This is a genomic window from Streptomyces sp. RK9 (genome assembly GCF_045070545.1).
In the GTDB taxonomy this organism is placed as follows: Bacteria; Actinomycetota; Actinomycetes; order Streptomycetales; family Streptomycetaceae; genus Streptomyces; species Streptomyces alboflavus.
In genome coordinates, this window is record NZ_CP173703.1 from 1,541,018 (window position 1) to 1,557,016 (window position 15,999).

Consider the following 15,999-nt stretch of genomic DNA (forward strand, 5'->3'; position numbering starts at 1 on the left):
GGTCGAGCCCGCCCACCCGGGCGGGAACCCCTGTCGAGCCCGCCCACCCCGAGCCGGGAACCTAAAGCGGCATCAAGTCAGGTCGCTTCGCCGCCACATGGTCGCCGGAGCTTTCGCCACGCAGCCGTCGCCCGATCCACGGCACCAGATGCTCGCGCGCCCAGTGGATGTCGTCGCGCCGCACCTCGAGGGTGCCGCGCGGCGGCAGCGGCGGCCAGGGCTGCTCCGGGTCGGCGGGCACCTCCAGGCCGAGGGCCTGGGCGGCCCGCAGCGCCACCCGGGTGTGCCCCTCGGCCGACAGGTGGAGCCGGTCGTCGTCCCAGGCCCGCCGGTCCTGCACGGACTTCAGGGACCACAGGTCGAGGACGGGGCAGCCGTACCGGTCGGCGACCGCGCGGACATGGCCGTTGTACGTGGCGATCTTGCCGCGCAGATGCTTGAGGAGCGCCACGCCCCGGGTGTCGAACCCGGTGGTGACGACGACGGTGCCGACGGCGGAGGCGAGGTCGGCGACGGCGCGCTCGAACCGCTCGGCGACCTCGTCGGGGTCGGTGCCGGGCCGGATGATGTCGTTGCCGCCCGCGGCGAACGTGACCAGGTCGGGGGCCAGCTCCTTGGCGCGCGGCACCTGGTCCGCGACGATCTGGTCGAGGAGCTTGCCGCGCACGGCGAGGTTGGCGTACCGGAAGGAGTGCTCGGGGACACGGTCGTCGAGGAGGACGGCGAGCCGGTCGGCCCAGCCGACGAAGGTGCCGTCGGGCCCGGGGTCCCCCACGCCTTCGGTGAAGCTGTCGCCGACCGCTGCGTAGGAGGTGAAGGTGTCCGTGGGTGCGTTTTTGATGAAGTGTGTCGACTCTGCTGTCACGTCGTCACATCTTTCCTGGCGACAAGTGACCTACGCCATCGTAATAAGGGGTTGACGCGGGGTGAGATAAGCCATTGGTCAAGATTGCGCCAACCCGGAATACGCGTCCGTGGTGTCTGCGGCGTCTGCGGTCCGCCGGAGCCGGAACACGGCGGCGTCCAGGTCTCCCCGCAGGCCGGTCCGCAGCCCGTGGTGCAGCAGGACGGCGCCGCGGTGCACCGCACCGGTCTCCGCACACGCGTAGGACGCCGCGGGGTCGAGCCCCCGCAGCCGCACCGGCGGCGTCTCCTGCCCGTACGCCTGCGCCGGGAGCCAGGCCAGGACGACGACGTCGTCCCCGCGGACGTAGCTCACCGCGCACGGGCCGCCGTCCGGATCCCGCAGCCGGTACAGGTCGCCGAGCTGCACGACGGGCCTGATCTCCTTGTAGAGCTCGACCCAGTCGCGGGCCTCGGCGCGCTCCGCCGCACTCCACCGGGTCAGGTCGCCGCCGACGCCGAGCACGCCCGCCATGGCGCTGACGAAGCGGAACCTGAGCGAGCTGACGCGCCCGTTGAGCTGGGTGTTGGGGCTGTCGGTGACCCAGGCGGCCATGACGCGCGCGGGGTGGATCTGGCTGAATCCGTGCTGGATGGCGAGCCGGTCGAGGGGGTCGGTGTTGTCGGACGTCCAGACCTGGTCGGTGCGGGCGAGGACGCCGAGGTCGACGCGGCCGCCGCCGCCCGAGCAGGACTCGAAGGCGACGGTGGGGTGCGCGGCCCGCAGCCGGTCGAGGAGGTCGTAGAAGCCGTGCACATGGGCGTCCCACAGCCGCTGCGGGTAGGGCTCGCCGGGCCAGCCCGCGTCGGTGAAGCAGCGGTTGAAGTCCCACTTCACGTAGTCGACGGACGCGCCGGTCAGGAGGGCGTCGAGCTGTTCCCAGAGGTGGTTCCGCACGTCCTCGCGCGCGAGGTTGAGGACGAGCTGGTTGCGGAACTCGGTGCGGGCGCGGCCGGGGTGGTGCTGCACCCAGTCGGGGTGCGCGCGGTAGAGGTCGCTGTCGGCGTTGACCATCTCCGGCTCGACCCAGATCCCGAACCGCATGCCGAGGGCGTGCACGTAGTCGGCGAGCGGCCCAAGCCCGCCGGGGAAGCGGTCGGGGTTGGGCGTCCAGTCGCCGAGCCCGGCCCGGTCGGACACGCGGGCGCCGAACCACGCGTCGTCGACGACGAACAGCTCGACGCCCAGCTCCGCGGCCCGCTCCGCGAGCGCCCGCTGCTGCTCCTCGGAGATGTCGAAGCCGGTGGCCTCCCAGGAGTTGTAGAGCACCGGTCGGACCTCGTCCGCATCCGGGATCACGTGCGCCCGCTGGTACGCGTGCCAGGCGCGGCTGGTCCCGCCGAAGCCGCCACCGCTCCACAGGCCCGCGAACACCGGCGTGGCGATCGCCGTGCCGGGCGGGAGCAGCGTCTGCCCGGAGTCGTCGTGCCCGCTGCCGCCGGTGATCTGCACGGCGCCGTCCGGGAGTCGGTGCACGGAGATCCGCCACGACCCGGACCACGCCAGCGCGCAGCTGTAGACCTCGCCGTGCTCCTCGGTGGCGCCGTCCGCGTCGAGCGCCACCCAGGGCAGGTGCTGGTGCCCGGTGTGCCCGCGCCGGCTGCCGACGACCCTTTCCCCGTACGTGAGGGGCGACCGTTCGAGCCGGGACTCCGCCGCCCAGCGCCCGTGCAGCTGCGAGAGCCGCCAGCGTTCGCGCGGGGGCAGGGACCAGGTGGCGGAGTCGGCCCGCAGGACCTCGAGATCCGTCGCCCCCGTCGACGCGTTGAGCAGGACGGCGTACCGCTCGACGACGTCACCGCGCATCCGGTACGACAGCGTGACCTGGAGGCCGTGCACGGCGTCGGTGAAGTGCAGCTGGAGTTCGCCGTCGGCGCCCTCGGCCCACCGCAGGAACCGCCACTCCGTCCCGCGCACCCCGCCGCCGCGCACCGAGAGCGCGGGCCGCACGAACCGGGGCCCGCCCTCCACCGGATACTCCTCGCGGCCGTCGAGCCACGACTCGAAGGGCCGCTCCGGGGGCGTCGGCGCCGCCGCGAGTGCCTCGGCGTCGGCCAGGGCGATCCGCGGGCCCCAGTGGAGGTGCAACAGCTCGTCGCGGTCCGTGAGCCGGAGCGCGTAGCTGCTGGTGGGCCCCGAGAGGAGCCATGTACGGCCGTCTGTACCGATCTCGATCATCGAACCCCCAGAGCTCCACAGATACGGAAACAGATCTCAACAGGTACGCGCGCGTACGCACATCTTCGAGCCCCCGCGCCCCCGGGGCAACGCCTGCGCACCTCCCGCGCGCGCCACCCCTGCGCGCCACCGCGCGCACCTCCGGGCACCCCCGCACCAGGACTGATTGGCTCAGGAACCCGTGTCGTATCGTCGAAGGCGCAACCACCTGCGGGCCACGCGCCCGCGCGGTCGCGCGAAGCCGCCCCCGAGCATGAGGAGACCCCGTGACGCAGCAGGTCCCGTCGACCGAGCCCGAGCTGGCCGGCGTGCGCAACTTCCGTGACGTGGGCGGGCTGCCGACGCTCGACGGCCGCCGGGTGCGGCACGGCGTGCTCTTCCGCAGCGGTCACCTCGCGCACGCCACGGACGCCGACGCCGCGTTCCTCGGCTCGCTGGGCCTGCACACGATCTTCGACTTCCGCAACGCCGCCGACCAGCGCCTCGAGGGCCCGGACGTGGCGCTGCCGGGCGTGCGCAACGTGAATCTGCCGCTGACCGACCCTGCCGACGGCGCCGAGTTCTGGAAGATGGTCCGCGACGGCGACCTGGACCAGCTGCGCTCGGTCCTGTCCGACGGCAGGGCGGCGGGCCGGATGTTCGCGTCGTACCGGACGATCATCAAGGAGCGCACGGCCGAGCACAGCCGGGTGCTGCACGCGCTCGCCGAGGACAGCGTGCCCGCGCTGATGCACTGCGCGGCGGGCAAGGACCGGGCCGGCCTGTCCATAGCCGTGACGCTGCTCGCGGTCGGCGTGGAGCGTGACGCGATCATGGCGGACTACCTGGAGTCGAACGCCACGCACCGCCGCTACAAGGTGCACCGCAGCAGCACCTCGGCGGACGCGATGTCCCCCGAGGTGATGGAGCTGCTGAGCCCGCTGTTCGACGCCCGCGCCGAGTATCTGGACGCGGCCTTCGAGACCATCGCGCTGACCTGGGGCGACACGGACGCCTATCTGGAGCGGGGTCTCGGTGTCGGCGCGCAGACGCGGGAGCGGCTGCGCGAACGCCTCCTCGACTGAGACGGCCTACTGGTTCTTGCCCCCGAGCACGAACAGCAGATAGACGAAGAACGCGAACACGTGGCCCACGGCCACGTAGATGATCAGCCGGACCCACAGGGCGCGCGGGAACTTCTCCTGCAGGACCATCCGGCGCTCGGGCCGGCCGGCGGCCTCGGGCTGCGGCTGCTCAGATTCCGTCATGTCGGTCTCCCTGGGTGGGGCCGCCGAGGCACAGCGCGGTGGCCGGGCTCTGCAGCAAGGTGTGGACGAAGAGGAGGTCGGCGCCGCCGTGGTCCGCGGCGGCGATCCGGTGCGGGGTCAGCGAGTCGAAGTGCGCGCTGTCTCCGGGGGCGAGGGTGTACGCGGTGTCGCCGAGCCGCAGCCGAAGGCGTCCGGTGAGGACGTACAGCCACTCCTCGCCCGGGTGGACCCGCACGATGTCGCCCTGCGCGCCGTGCGGGACGTGCACCCGCAGCGCCTGCATGCCCCGGCCGGGCGCGCCCGCCTGCCAGTACGTCCAGCCGCCGGCCGCCGTGGGCTCCATGTCGGGGGCGCGGACGACGGAGTGCCGGTCGGCGGGCGTCTCGCCAAGCAGTTCGGAGACCGTCGTACCGTAGGTACGGGCGAGCGCGAGCAGCATCGGCAGGGACGGCTGGCGCTGTCCGGTCTCCAGGCGGGACAGGTGCGCGGGCGAGAGCCCGGCGGCGCGGGCGGCGGCCTCCAGGGTGAGGGCGGCGCGGCGGCGCAGGTCCCGCAGCTGGGGCGCGACGACGGGCAGGGCATCGGCGACGGTGTCGGCCCGGGGGTCGGCGGTGTCGCCGGGCTCCGGGGCGGCCCCCGCGGGCTCGGCAGGGTTCATGCTTCGATTCAGCCAGAGCCTTGCCTCAGGGGCAACTTTCTTGCCCCTGAGGCAAAAGCCCCGGGTTCGGCCCCGCTAGCGGTTCGCCACCGCCTGCTTGACCAGCGTCTTGCCGAAGTCCCACATCAGCCCGCCCCCGCTGTGCGCGTCGTCCATGACGGCGGTGAAGGCGTCCACGAACCGGTCGACGTCCTTCTCCCCCACCGTGAGCGGCGGGATCAGCTTGATGACCTCCAGGTGGTCGCCGGAGACCTGGGTGAGGATGCGGTGCTTCTGGAGCAGCGGCACGACGACCATCTGCGCGAACAGGCCCTTGCGCGCGGCCTGGAGCATCGTCCAGCGGCTGCGCAGCTTCAGGGACCTGGGCCTGCCGAACTCGATGCCGATCATGAGCCCGCGCCCGCGCACCTCGCTGAGCAGTTCGTAGCGGTCGACGAGCGCGCCGAGCCGCGCCTTCAGGAGCTCACCGGTCACGCGGGCGTTCTCGACCACCTTCTCGTCCCGCATGACGGCGAGGACGGCGAGCCCGGCCGCCATGGCCTGCGCGTTGGCCCCGAAGCTCGCCGAGTGCACCAGGACCCGGTCCATGGACGAGTAGACCTTCTTGAAGATCCAGTCCTTGCCGAGGGTGGCGCCGACCGGCACATAGCCGCCGGACAGCGCCTTGGCCACGCACACCAGGTCCGGCTCGACACCCTCGTCGTGCTCGTAGGCGTAGAACGCGCCGGTCCTGCCGAGCCCGGTCTGCACCTCGTCGGCGATGAGGAGCGCCTTGTGCCGGTGCAGGAGGTCCTGGGCGGCGCGCAGATAGCCCGGGGGCGCCTCGTGCACGCCCTTGCCCTGGACGGGCTCGACGATCAGCGCGGCGACGTCGCCCTTCTGCAGCTCCCGGCGCAGGGCGTCCAGATCGCCGAGCGGGACCGCCGTGTCCGGCAGGAGCGGCGCGAAGCCGTCCCGGAACCCGTCCTCGCCGTTGACGGAGAGCGACCCGGTGGTCAGTCCGTGGAAGGCGTGCGCGCAGTACAGCACCCTCGGCTTCCCGGTCGCGTACCGGGCGAACTTCAGGGCCGTCTCCACCGCCTCGGTGCCACTGTTGCCGAAGAACACCCGGTCCAGGTGCGGGCTGTGGGTGAGCAGCTGCTCGGCGAGCAGGCCGGGCAGGGGCTGGCAGTCGAAGCGGGTGAGGTCGGCGAGGGAGGCGTCGAGGACGTCGTGCAGCGCCTTGCGCACGACCGGGTGGTGGCGGCCGAGGCCCATGACGCCGAACCCGGCGAGCATGTCCAGGTAGTCGTTGCCGTCCGCGTCCCAGAAGTGGGCGCCCTCCGCGCGTTCGTAGACCTTGTCGAAGCCGATGGTGTGCAGCATGCGCGGCAGCTGGTGGTTCAGGTGCCGCGCGTGCAGTTCGTACCGTTCGCCGCCGCGCTCGGCGAGCAGCCGGCCGAGGTCGAACTCCTTGCTCATGCTGGTCATGCCCGTTTCTCCTCGCCGGCCGCACCGGCTCTCTCGGTGCCGGTGGGTCCGGCCTGCTCCGGCGCGCCGGCGCCGGCGGCGTCCCGGCGCGCGATGGTCGCGCTGATGCTCCCGGCGATCTCGACGGGGGTGAGCCCGAGGTCGGCGAGCACCTCGCCCCGCTTGGCGTGCGCGAGGAACTGGTCGGGGATGCCGAACCGCCGTACGGGCACGTCCACTTCGGCCTCGCCGAGGGCCAGCGCGACCGCCGCGCCGACCCCGGATGCCTTGCTGTTGTCCTCGACGACCGCCACGAGCCGGTGCCCGGCCGCCAGCGGGGGCAGCGCCGGGTCGACGGGCTTGACCCAGCGCGGGTCGACCACGGTGGCGCTGATCCCGCGCTCCCGCAGCAGGTCGGCGGCGCCCAGGCACACCGGCGCCATCACGCCGACGGCGACGAGCAGCACGTCGGCGGCCGCGCCCGCACCCTCTTCGGGGCCGCGGCTCAGCACGTCCATGGCGCCGACGCGGTCGACCGCCGGGATCGAGGGGCCCACCGACTCCTTGGGGAACCGCAGCAGCGTCGGCGCGTCGTCGACGGTGACGGCCTCGCGCAGCTGGGTGCGCAGCTGGTCGGCGTCGCGCGGCGCGGCGATCCTGAGGCCGGGGACGACCTGGAGGACGGAGAGGTCCCACATGCCGTTGTGGGAGGCCCCGTCGGGCCCGGTGACCCCGGCGCGGTCGAGGACGAACGTCACCCCGCAGCGGTGCAGCGCGACGTCCATCAGGAGCTGGTCGAAGGCGCGGTTGAGGAAGGTGGCGTAGACGGCGACGACGGGGTGCAGTCCGCCGGTGGCGAGTCCGGCGGCGGCCACCGCGGCGTGCTGCTCGGCGATGCCGACGTCCCACACCCGGTCCGGGTAGGCCTCGGCGAACTTGGTGAGGCCCACCGGGTGCAGCATGGCCGCCGTGATCGCCACGACGTCCTCGCGCTCGGCGCCGATGCGGACGATCTCGTCGCCGAACACAGACGTCCAGGACGGGCCGTTGGACGGGGCGAGCGGCTCGCAGGTGAGCGGGTCCATGACGCCGACGGTGTGGAAGCGGTCCGCCTCGTCGGCGAGCGCGGGTTCGTAGCCGCGCCCCTTCTCGGTGAGGCAGTGCACGAGCACGGGCCCGTGGAAGCGTTTCGCGCGGCGCAGCGCCGACTCGACGGCCTTGGTGTCGTGCCCGTCGATCGGCCCGACGTACTTCAGGCCGAGGTCCTCGAACATGCCCTGCGGCGCGAAGGCGTCCTTGAAGCCCTTCTTCGCGCCGTGCAGCGACTCGTAGAGGGTGCGGCCGACGACGGGGGTGCGCTGGAGGAAGTCCTTGCCCCAGGCGAGGACTTGCTCATAGCTGTCGGTGGTGCGCAGGGTGGCCAGGTGGTTGGCGAGGCCGCCGATGGTGGGGGCGTACGAGCGTTCGTTGTCGTTGACGACGATGATCAGGGGCTGGTCCTTGGCGGCGGCGATGTTGTTCAGCGCCTCCCACGCCATGCCGCCGGTGAGCGCCCCGTCGCCGATGACGGCGACGACGTGCCCGCGTTCGCCGAGGACGTCACGGGCCTTGGCGAGGCCGTCGGCCCAGCCGAGGGCGGTCGAGGCGTGGCTGTTCTCGACGATGTCGTGGTCGGACTCCTCGCGCGAGGGGTAGCCGGACAGGCCGCCCTTGCCGCGCAGCTTGGAGAAGTCCTGACGCCCGGTCAGCAGTTTGTGTACGTAGCTCTGGTGGCCGGTGTCCCACACGATGCGGTCCACGGGCGACTCGAAGACCCGGTGCAGGGCCATGGTGAGCTCCACCACCCCCAGGTTGGGCCCGAGATGACCACCGGTCCTGGCGACCGCGTGCACCAGGAACTCCCGTATCTCCTCGGCCAGTTCCGCGAGTTCGGCCTCGGTCAGCGCCTTCAGGTCGCGCGGCCCCCGGATCGTCTCCAGAATGGTCATGCTCGGGCCCCCTTACTGGTTCGTTCTCAGCTCACTGTGACGTCGGGCACCCCGGACGGGACGCCTGCGGCCTCCATCTGCTCGGCGATCTTCATCGCCTCTTCGATGAGGGTCTCGACGATCTTCGACTCGGGGACGGTCTTGACGACCTCGCCCTTGACGAAGATCTGGCCCTTGCCGTTGCCGGACGCGACGCCCAGATCGGCCTCACGCGCCTCACCCGGCCCGTTCACCACACACCCCATGACCGCGACCCGCAACGGCACCTCCATGCCGTCAAGCCCCGCCGTCACCTCGTCCGCCAGCTTGTAGACGTCGACCTGGGCGCGCCCGCACGAGGGGCAGGACACGATCTCCAGACGGCGCCGGCGCAGGTTCAGCGACTCCAGGATCTGGATGCCGACCTTGACCTCCTCGGCCGGAGGCGCCGAGAGCGAGACGCGGATCGTGTCGCCGATGCCCTCGCTCAGCAGCGCGCCGAAGGCTACCGCCGACTTGATCGTGCCCTGGAACGCCGGGCCGGCCTCCGTCACGCCCAGGTGCAGCGGATAGTCGCAGGCGGCGGCCAGCTGCCGGTAGGCGTTGACCATGACCACCGGGTCGTTGTGCTTCACCGAGATCTTGATGTCCCGGAAGCCGTGCTCCTCGAACAGCGACGCCTCCCACAGCGCCGACTCGACGAGCGCCTCCGGCGTCGCCCTGCCGTACTTCTTCAGGAGGCGGGCGTCCAGGGATCCGGCGTTGACGCCGATCCGGATCGGGGTGCCCGCGTCGTTCGCCGCCCGCGCGATGTCCCGCACCCGGTCGTCGAACTGCTTGATGTTGCCGGGGTTCACGCGCACCGCCGCGCACCCGGCGTCGATCGCCGCGAACACGTACTTCGGCTGGAAGTGGATGTCGGCGATCACCGGGATCTGCGACTTCCGCGCGATCGTGGCCAGCGCGTCCGCGTCGTCCTGCGTTGGACACGCCACCCGTACGATCTGGCAACCCGACGCCGTCAGCTCCGCGATCTGCTGCAGCGTCGCCCCGATGTCCGACGTACGCGTCGTCGTCATCGACTGCACCGACACCGGCGCGCCGCCCCCCACGGCCACCGGTCCGACCTCGATGCGCCGCGAGAGGCGGCGCTCGGCGAGGGGCCGGACCGGCAGCTCCGGGAGGCCCAACGCGACGGGCGCTCCAGGGGTCATGACGTCACCCGCGGTTTCCGTTGACGGTCTCGCGCATGGCCCGCAGGGACTCCTTGAGGGAGCCCATGGTGGCGAGGACAGCCGTCGGTTCGTAGCCGCAGTGCGCCATGCAGTTCGCGCACCGCTCGTCCTTGCCGCGGCCGTACTTGGACCAGTCGGTCTTCTCGATCAGCTCCCGGTACGTGGGGACGTACCCGTCGCTCATCAGATAGCAGGGGCGCTGCCAGCCGAAGAGCGAGTAGTTGGGGATCGCCCACGCCGTGCACTGGAAGTCGACCTTGCCCTCGAGGAAGTCGAGGAACAGCGGCGAGTGGTTCAGCCGCCAGCGGCGCCGGTTGCCGCCAGCGAAGGCCTTCTTGAACAGCTCGCGGGTCTGCTCCACACCGAGGAAGTGCTCCTGGTCGGGCGCCTTCTCGTAGGCGTAGGCGGGCGACAGCATCATCTCGTCGACCTGCAGCTCGTCATTGAGGAAGTTGAGCACCTCGATGATCGTCTGCGGGGTGTCGGTGTTGAAGAAGGTCGAGTTGGTGGTGACCCGGAAGCCGCGCCGCTTGGCCTCCTTCATGGCCTCGACCGCCTCGTCGAACACCCCCTCCTTCGCCACCGACTCGTCGTGGCGCTCGCGCATCCCGTCGATGTGCACGGCGAACGCGAAGTACGGCGAGGGCGTGAACTTGTCCATCTTCTTGCGCAGCAGCATGGCATTGGTGCAAAGGAAGACATACTTCTTCTTGGCCACCAACTGCCGCACGATCTCATCGATCTGAGGGTGCATCAGCGGCTCGCCGCCGGCGATGGACACCATCGGCGCGCCGGACTCCAGGACGGCGCCCACGGCCTGGGCCACCGGCATGCGCTGCTTGAGCACCCCGGCCGGGTGCTGGATCTTCCCGCAGCCCTCGCACTTCAAGTTGCACGCGAACAGCGGCTCCAACTCGACAATCAGCGGGAACTTGTCCCGCTTGCGCAGCTTCTGTTCCATCAGGTACGTAGCGACCTTGATCGACTGACGCAGCGGCATGACCATCTGGCTCACCTCCGGGGGAGCAGCGAAGAACGGTGCCATTCGAAGAAAGCGGGAAGCACGGCACGGAGAACGCGGAAGGCCGATATTCCACCGCGCACCGTGCCGATTCGTACGAGTTCGTGCTGTGGGGCGTCCACGACCACCCGGACGGCGGCAACGGGGCGGGGCCCCGCCGTCACGGCGGTGCGCAGCGTGACGGCGGACTCCATGTCCACCGCGATGGCGCCGGTGGCGAGCAGATCGCCGCGCTCGTGGCCGCGGACCACGTGGTCGGAACCCGTGAGCGGTCCGGTGTGCACGGTGCGGCGGGGCAGCGTCCGCACCAGCTCCTCGACCAGGAGTTCGGTGCCCACGCAGGGCGTGGCGCCGCCGTCGTGGCGGGTCTCGGCGGCGACGACCAGGTCGCCGGGGTGCATGCCGGGGGCGAGTCCGGCGCAGAAGCCGGTGGCCACGACGGCCGCCTCGTCCAGGGGCGGGGTGTCGAGCGCCTTGGCCACGGCGCGCTCGGCGGCCCGCGGGCCCATGCCCGTCCTGAGGACGGTCATGGGCCCGCTCGCGCCGCCCTTGTCGCCGGTGCGCAGGGCGAGGTGCTCGATGCCGAGCGCACAGGCGACGAGGAGCGGTGCGGGGCCCGGCCGCGCCGGGGGTGCGGTCATCAGCCCCCCTTGCCGGAGCCGCCGACGGCCGGCTCTCCGTTGACGTACCGGCCGAGCGCGGTCAGCGGGAAGACCTGCCGGTAGAGGTGGTAGTTGATCGAGAAGTCCCAGGGGAAGCCGGTGCCGGTGAAGTACGGCTCGTCCCAGGAGCCGTCCTCGGTCTGCGCCTGCGTCAGCCAGTCGACGCCGCGCTCCACGGACTTGGCGTCCCGCTCCCCCGCCGCGAGCAGCGCCAGCAGCGCCCAGGCGGTCTGGGACGCCGTGGACGCGCCGCGCCCGATCCACTGCTCGTCCCGGTAGGAGCGCAGGTCCTCGCCCCAGCCGCCGTCGTCGTTCTGCACCGACTCCAGCCAGGCGACCGCGCGCCGGATCGCCGGGTGCGAGGCGGGCAGCCCGGCGGCGACGAGCGCGGGCAGCACCGACCCGGTGCCGTAGACGTAGTTGACGCCCCAGCGCCCGAACCAGGCGCCGTTCGCCTCCTGTTCGGAGAGCAGCCACTCCACGCCCCGCCGGGTGCGCGGGTCGTGGGACCTGCCCTCCCAGGCGAGCATCTCCACGACGTGCGCGGTGACGTCGGCGGAGGGCGGGTCGATGACCTCGCCGAAGTCGCAGAACGGCAGGCGGTTGGGGAAGGGGCTGGTGTTGTCGACGTCGAAGGCGGCCCAGGCGCCGTTCTTCGACTGCATGCCGAGGTTCCAGCGCACGCCGCGCTCGATGGCGTTCTCCAGGCGCGCCTTGTCCGGGTGCGCGACCCGGCGCAGCGCCAGGACGACCTCGGCGGTGTCGTCGATGTCGGGGTAGTTGTCGTTGTGGAATTCGAAGGCCCAGCCGCCGGGGGTCAGGCCCGGCCTGCGCACCGACCAGTCGCCGGGGCGCACGATCTGCTCGCCCAGCATCCAGTCGGCGGCCTTGACCAGCTGGGGGTGGTCGGCGGGCACGCCGGCGTCGGCGAGGGCGATGGCCGCGAGGCAGGTGTCCCACACCGGCGACTGGCAGGCCTCGATCATCCGCGCGCCGTCCTCGCGCCACACGGCGAACCGGTCCAGGGATTCGAGGCCCGCCCTGAGGACCGGGTGGTCGAGGTCGTAGCCCATCAGATGCAGCGCGATCACGGAGTACACGGCGGGCGGCTGGATGCCGCCCCAGCAGCCGTCGTTCTCCTGCCGCTCGATGATCCAGCGTGCGGCGCTGTTCATCGCGGCCTTGCGCACACCGCGCGGCGCGACCTTGTGATAAAGGTGCAGCGCCTTGTCCATGCGCTGGAAGATGCCGTCCCAACTCGCCACCGGGGCAAGTGGTTTGGCGGGATTCGGGACGCTCGCGTCGGTGTGCAGCTCATCCAGCGGGAAGGGCGCGGGGCGCACCGGGCGCTTGGCCGAGACGATGGTGAGCGGCACGATGGTCTGCCGCGCCCAGCAGCCGAAGTCATAAATGTTGAGCGGGAACCACTTGGGAAAATAAAGGAGTTCGGGCGGCAGCTCGGGCAGGTCGTCCCATTTCCACCAGCCGAAGAGGGCGAGCCAGATGCGGGTGAAGACCCGGGCCGACGCGATGCCGCCCCGCTCCCGGATCCAGGCGGACGCCCTGGCCATGTGCGGCGCGTCGGGGGCGTCCCCCGCCAGGCGCAGCGCCACATATGCCTCGATGGTGGCGGAGAGTTCGCCGGGGCCGCCGTAGAAGGTGGCCCAGGTGCCGTCATCACGCTGCTCGCCGCGGATGAAGAGGGCGGCGGCTCTGGTGGTCGACTCGTCCTGGATGCCCAGGAATTGACGGAGCAACAGGTCCTCGGCGTCCATGGTCACATTCGTTTCCAGGTCGCCCTTCCACCACCCCTGGGCGTCCTGGCGGGACAACAGGAACTGTGTGGACCGTTCTATGGCGCGGGCCGCGGCACCCAGTGCGCCGGGCGCCGCGGGAGTGGTGTCGGTCGTTCCGGTGGCCGAGGCCGCTCGGGGCGTTGCCGCTCCGGTGCTTCCGTCGGTCGTCGCTGTCATGGCTTCCCCTTCTACGCAGTGCTTCATCTCTGCCGGGTCCGCCGTCGGCCGGGGCCCTGGAGGGACACAGGCCGGCGACTGCGATTCAGTTGGGGCCGATAGTGATCATCTCTTTCGTACGACGACGAAGTCGGCGAGCGCGGTGAGCTGCGCCCGCACCTGGTCCGGCATCTGGACCGCGTCCAGGGCCTCGATGGCGACGGTGTGCTGCCGTCGCGCCTCCTCGGCGGTCCACTCGCGGCCGCCCGCCTGCTCGATCAGGGCGGCGCGCGCGGCGAACTCCTCCTCGGAGAAGCTGTCGAAGTCGTTGCTCTTGGCGTCGGCGGCGAGCAGCTCGCCGAGCCGTTCGGAGGCCGGGCCGCCCGCGGCGAGCGCGGCGACCACGGGCAGGGACTTCTTGCGCTGGCGCAGGTCGCTCCAGGTCTGCTTGCCGGTGGCCTCCGGGTCGCCCCAGATGCCGAGCAGGTCGTCGACGGCCTGGAAGGCGAGGCCCAGGTGGTAGCCGTACTTCTCCAGGATGTCGGCGGTGGCGTCGTCGGCGCCGCCGAGGACCGCGCCGATGGAGACCGCGCAGGCGAGCAGCGCGCCCGTCTTGTTGCCCTCCATCTCCAGGCACTCCTCGACGGTGACCCGCTCGCGGTGCTCGTAGGAGATGTCCTGCGCCTGGCCGTCGATGAGGGCGCGGGTCGCGGTGGTCAGGCGGCGCGTGGCGCGGCCGGCCTCGACGGTGCCGAGTTCGAGCAGGACCTCGTTGGCGAGGGCGAACAGCGCGTCGCCGACGAGGATCGCCTGCGCCGGGCCGTGCACCTTCCACACCGTGTCGCGGTGGCGGCGCTGCTCGTCGCCGTCCATCAGGTCGTCGTGCAGGAGCGAGAAGTTGTGGACCAGCTCGACGGCGACCGCACCGGGCACGCCCGTCTCCGGGCTCGCGCCCGCGGCCTCCGCGGAGAGCAGGGCGAGCGCCGGGCGCACGGCCTTGCCGCCGTCGCCGACGGACGGGTTGCCGGCCGCGTCGATCCAGCCGAAGTGGTAGGCGGCGACGGTGTCCATGGGCGGCGCGAGGCGGTCCACCGCGGACCGCAGGACCGGGGTGGCCAGCGTCCGGCCGCGTTCCAGCAGCGCGGTCACGTCCACAGCGGCCGGTTCGGCCGAGGGCACAGTCGGCACATTCTCTCCTCTGGTTCCGGTGCGGGGTTCGTGGGGCGGGGGCCCCAGCAGGTCGAGCTTCACGCCGCCTCCTCGAAGAGATGTCCATGAGGGCGGTCGAGTGCGGTCAGGGCCGCCCGGGCCGCGGTGATTCCGCTGCGTACAGCGCTTTCCATCGTCGCGGGCCAGCCGGTCGCGGTCCACGCGCCCGCCAGGTAGAGCCCGGACGCGTTGGTGTGCGCGCCCGGTCGCAGGCGGCCGACGCCCGGGGTGGGCGCGAAGGTCGCGGTGCGCTCCCGGGTCACGAAGAAGTCGAGGACCCGTGCGCCGTGCGCGGCGGGCAGGAGGCGCTCGAGCTCCGGCAGATAGCGCTCTCTGAGCGCCGCCACGGGCGCGTCGATCTCGTCCTGGGCAGCGGACTGCGAGAGGGCCAGGTACTGGCCCTCGGCCAGGCCGGAGGCGTCGGTCCGGTCGAAGACCCACTGCACGGGGGTGCCGAGCGCGGCGAAGAACGGCCGCTTGAGGACCTTGCGGTCGTACACGACGTGGATGTTCAGGATCGGCGCGGTGTCGATGCCGAGCAGCCGGTCGGGCTCGTCGAGGGCGCCGTCCGGGAGCAGGTCGTGGGTCTCGGCCTGCGGCACGGCGAGCACCACCGTGTCCGCCGGGAGCGACTCGCCGGGAACCTCGACGCGCCAACCGCCGTTGTCACTACGGGAGATGGAGGTGACACGTGCCCTCAGTTCGGTACGCACGCCCGCCGAGTCGAGCGCCTTGCGGGCCAGACCGTCATGGATGTCACCGAGGGGCACCCGCGCCCAGCCGATGTCGGCGGCGCCCGGGTCGGAGAGCAGACCGGTCTTGAACACCATCGCGGCGAGCCCGAGCGAGGCGTCGCCCGCGACGGCGTTGAGGGTGGCGACCCCGACGAGGTCCCACAGGGCCTCGATGGCGCGCTTCGACTGTCCGCGGGCGGCCAGCCAGCTGCCGAAGTCCTGACTGTCGAGCGCCGGGTCGGCCGGGTCGAGCCCCTTGAGGGCGAGCGCCGCGCGGCCGACGGCGGCGCGCTCGGCGAGCGACAGATGCGGGTAGGTGGCGAGGCTCGCGGCCAGGTGCAGGGGCACGGGGAGCGCGGTGCGGCGCAGCCGTCCGAGCCGGTGCCGGTCGGCGTCGAGCACGGGTACGTCGAGTCGTTCCTGCAGCGGCGCCAGGTGCGCGCCCTCGACCCGGTCGAGGAACCAGCGGTAGGCGGTGCAGCAGCGCAGATAGACGTGCTGGCCGTTGTCGACGGTCAGCTCGCCGCGCTGGAAGGAGAAGGCGAGTCCGCCGAGGCGCGGGCGGCCCTCCAGGAGGGTGACGTCGAGGCCGGCGTCGGCCAGGGCGAGGGCTGAGGTGATACCGGCCAGGCCGCCGCCCACGACGACGGCGGACGCCCGTTTCCCGGCTCCGTCGGCGTCCGCTGCGGGCTGCCTGTCGTCCTGCCTCATGCGTCCTCCCTTTCGGCAGTTGCAGTCTGGGACGCCATGGTCATGCGGAGGGTTGCCCGCCGTTTGGAGCGA

Annotated in this window: 13 protein-coding genes; 1 reads left to right on the forward strand and 12 read right to left on the reverse strand. The window is 72.0% G+C overall.

The window, feature by feature from the left end; genetic code table 11:
• Nucleotides 1–61: 61 nt before the first annotated feature.
• Nucleotides 62–865 (reverse strand): SGNH/GDSL hydrolase family protein, encoded by an 804-nt coding sequence (locus AB6L24_RS05960; protein ID WP_193560753.1) that lies wholly within the window; start codon nucleotides 863–865, stop codon nucleotides 62–64.
• Between the two features lie 78 nt (nucleotides 866–943).
• Complete coding sequence (locus AB6L24_RS05965) at nucleotides 944–3,082, reverse strand: alpha-galactosidase (protein WP_405652887.1); 2,139 nt, start codon at nucleotides 3,080–3,082, stop codon at nucleotides 944–946.
• Between the two features lie 266 nt (nucleotides 3,083–3,348).
• Here AB6L24_RS05965 and AB6L24_RS05970 point away from each other — a divergent pair, with 266 nt between their 5' ends.
• A complete protein-coding gene (locus AB6L24_RS05970; protein ID WP_405652890.1) occupies nucleotides 3,349–4,146 on the forward strand; it encodes a tyrosine-protein phosphatase in 798 nt (265 codons plus the stop codon).
• A gap of 6 nt (nucleotides 4,147–4,152) precedes the next feature.
• Here the strand turns inward: AB6L24_RS05970 and AB6L24_RS05975 are convergent, their stop codons facing one another.
• From AB6L24_RS05975 to hpnE, 10 genes are all read right to left on the reverse strand, one after another.
• Entirely contained in the window at nucleotides 4,153–4,275 is a 123-nt protein-coding gene (locus AB6L24_RS05975; protein ID WP_033264300.1) for a DUF6126 family protein, read from the reverse strand.
• A gap of 40 nt (nucleotides 4,276–4,315) precedes the next feature.
• Nucleotides 4,316–4,987 (reverse strand): helix-turn-helix domain-containing protein, encoded by a 672-nt coding sequence (locus AB6L24_RS05980; protein ID WP_030357043.1) that lies wholly within the window; start codon nucleotides 4,985–4,987, stop codon nucleotides 4,316–4,318.
• A 75-nt stretch (nucleotides 4,988–5,062) separates the two neighbouring features.
• Nucleotides 5,063–6,457 carry an aspartate aminotransferase family protein gene (locus AB6L24_RS05985; protein ID WP_405652893.1) on the reverse strand — a complete coding sequence of 465 codons (1,395 nt, stop codon included), beginning with the start codon at nucleotides 6,455–6,457 and terminating at the stop codon, nucleotides 5,063–5,065.
• Nucleotides 6,454–8,424, reverse strand: coding sequence for a 1-deoxy-D-xylulose-5-phosphate synthase (gene dxs / locus AB6L24_RS05990; protein ID WP_405652895.1), 1,971 nt, complete (start codon nucleotides 8,422–8,424; stop codon nucleotides 6,454–6,456). Before dxs ends, AB6L24_RS05985 begins: the two co-directional genes overlap by 4 nt.
• Before the next feature lie 26 nt (nucleotides 8,425–8,450).
• Nucleotides 8,451–9,617 carry a flavodoxin-dependent (E)-4-hydroxy-3-methylbut-2-enyl-diphosphate synthase gene (ispG, locus tag AB6L24_RS05995; RefSeq protein WP_405652897.1) on the reverse strand — a complete coding sequence of 389 codons (1,167 nt, stop codon included), beginning with the start codon at nucleotides 9,615–9,617 and terminating at the stop codon, nucleotides 8,451–8,453.
• Nucleotides 9,618–9,621: 4 nt separating this feature from the next.
• The gene (hpnH, locus tag AB6L24_RS06000; protein WP_030357039.1) at nucleotides 9,622–10,644 is read right to left on the reverse strand and encodes an adenosyl-hopene transferase HpnH; all 1,023 of its coding nucleotides are present in this window, start codon (nucleotides 10,642–10,644) and stop codon (nucleotides 9,622–9,624) included.
• A 5-nt stretch (nucleotides 10,645–10,649) separates the two neighbouring features.
• Nucleotides 10,650–11,300: a 1-hydroxy-2-methyl-2-butenyl 4-diphosphate reductase gene (locus tag AB6L24_RS06005; protein ID WP_405652900.1), complete on the reverse strand. Its 651-nt coding sequence runs from the start codon at nucleotides 11,298–11,300 to the stop codon at nucleotides 10,650–10,652.
• Complete coding sequence (gene shc, locus AB6L24_RS06010; RefSeq protein ID WP_405652902.1) at nucleotides 11,300–13,294, reverse strand: squalene--hopene cyclase; 1,995 nt, start codon at nucleotides 13,292–13,294, stop codon at nucleotides 11,300–11,302. The genes AB6L24_RS06005 and shc overlap by 1 nt, the downstream gene beginning before the upstream one ends.
• A gap of 105 nt (nucleotides 13,295–13,399) precedes the next feature.
• On the reverse strand, nucleotides 13,400–14,524 hold the full coding sequence (locus AB6L24_RS06015) for a polyprenyl synthetase family protein (protein ID WP_078619249.1): 1,125 nt from the start codon (nucleotides 14,522–14,524) through the stop codon (nucleotides 13,400–13,402).
• Entirely contained in the window at nucleotides 14,521–15,927 is a 1,407-nt protein-coding gene (gene hpnE / locus AB6L24_RS06020; RefSeq protein WP_380855854.1) for a hydroxysqualene dehydroxylase HpnE, read from the reverse strand. Before hpnE ends, AB6L24_RS06015 begins: the two co-directional genes overlap by 4 nt.
• Nucleotides 15,928–15,999: the final 72 nt, after the last annotated feature.

What these genes read in the sequence shown, in the direction of transcription:
- AB6L24_RS05965 (WP_405652887.1), bottom strand. Translation starts at nt 3,082, where the DNA reads ATGATCGAGATCGGTACAGACGGCCGTACATGGCTCCTCTCGGGGCCC.
- AB6L24_RS05975 (WP_033264300.1), bottom strand. Translation starts at nt 4,275, where the DNA reads ATGGTCCTGCAGGAGAAGTTCCCGCGCGCCCTGTGGGTCCGGCTGATC.
- AB6L24_RS05980 (WP_030357043.1), bottom strand. Translation starts at nt 4,987, where the DNA reads ATGAACCCTGCCGAGCCCGCGGGGGCCGCCCCGGAGCCCGGCGACACC.
- AB6L24_RS05985 (WP_405652893.1), bottom strand. Translation starts at nt 6,457, where the DNA reads ATGACCAGCATGAGCAAGGAGTTCGACCTCGGCCGGCTGCTCGCCGAG.
- dxs (WP_405652895.1), bottom strand. Translation starts at nt 8,424, where the DNA reads ATGACCATTCTGGAGACGATCCGGGGGCCGCGCGACCTGAAGGCGCTG.
- ispG (WP_405652897.1), bottom strand. Translation starts at nt 9,617, where the DNA reads ATGACCCCTGGAGCGCCCGTCGCGTTGGGCCTCCCGGAGCTGCCGGTC.
- hpnH (WP_030357039.1), bottom strand. Translation starts at nt 10,644, where the DNA reads ATGGTCATGCCGCTGCGTCAGTCGATCAAGGTCGCTACGTACCTGATG.
- AB6L24_RS06005 (WP_405652900.1), bottom strand. Translation starts at nt 11,300, where the DNA reads ATGACCGCACCCCCGGCGCGGCCGGGCCCCGCACCGCTCCTCGTCGCC.
- shc (WP_405652902.1), bottom strand. Translation starts at nt 13,294, where the DNA reads ATGACAGCGACGACCGACGGAAGCACCGGAGCGGCAACGCCCCGAGCG.
- hpnE (WP_380855854.1), bottom strand. Translation starts at nt 15,927, where the DNA reads ATGAGGCAGGACGACAGGCAGCCCGCAGCGGACGCCGACGGAGCCGGG.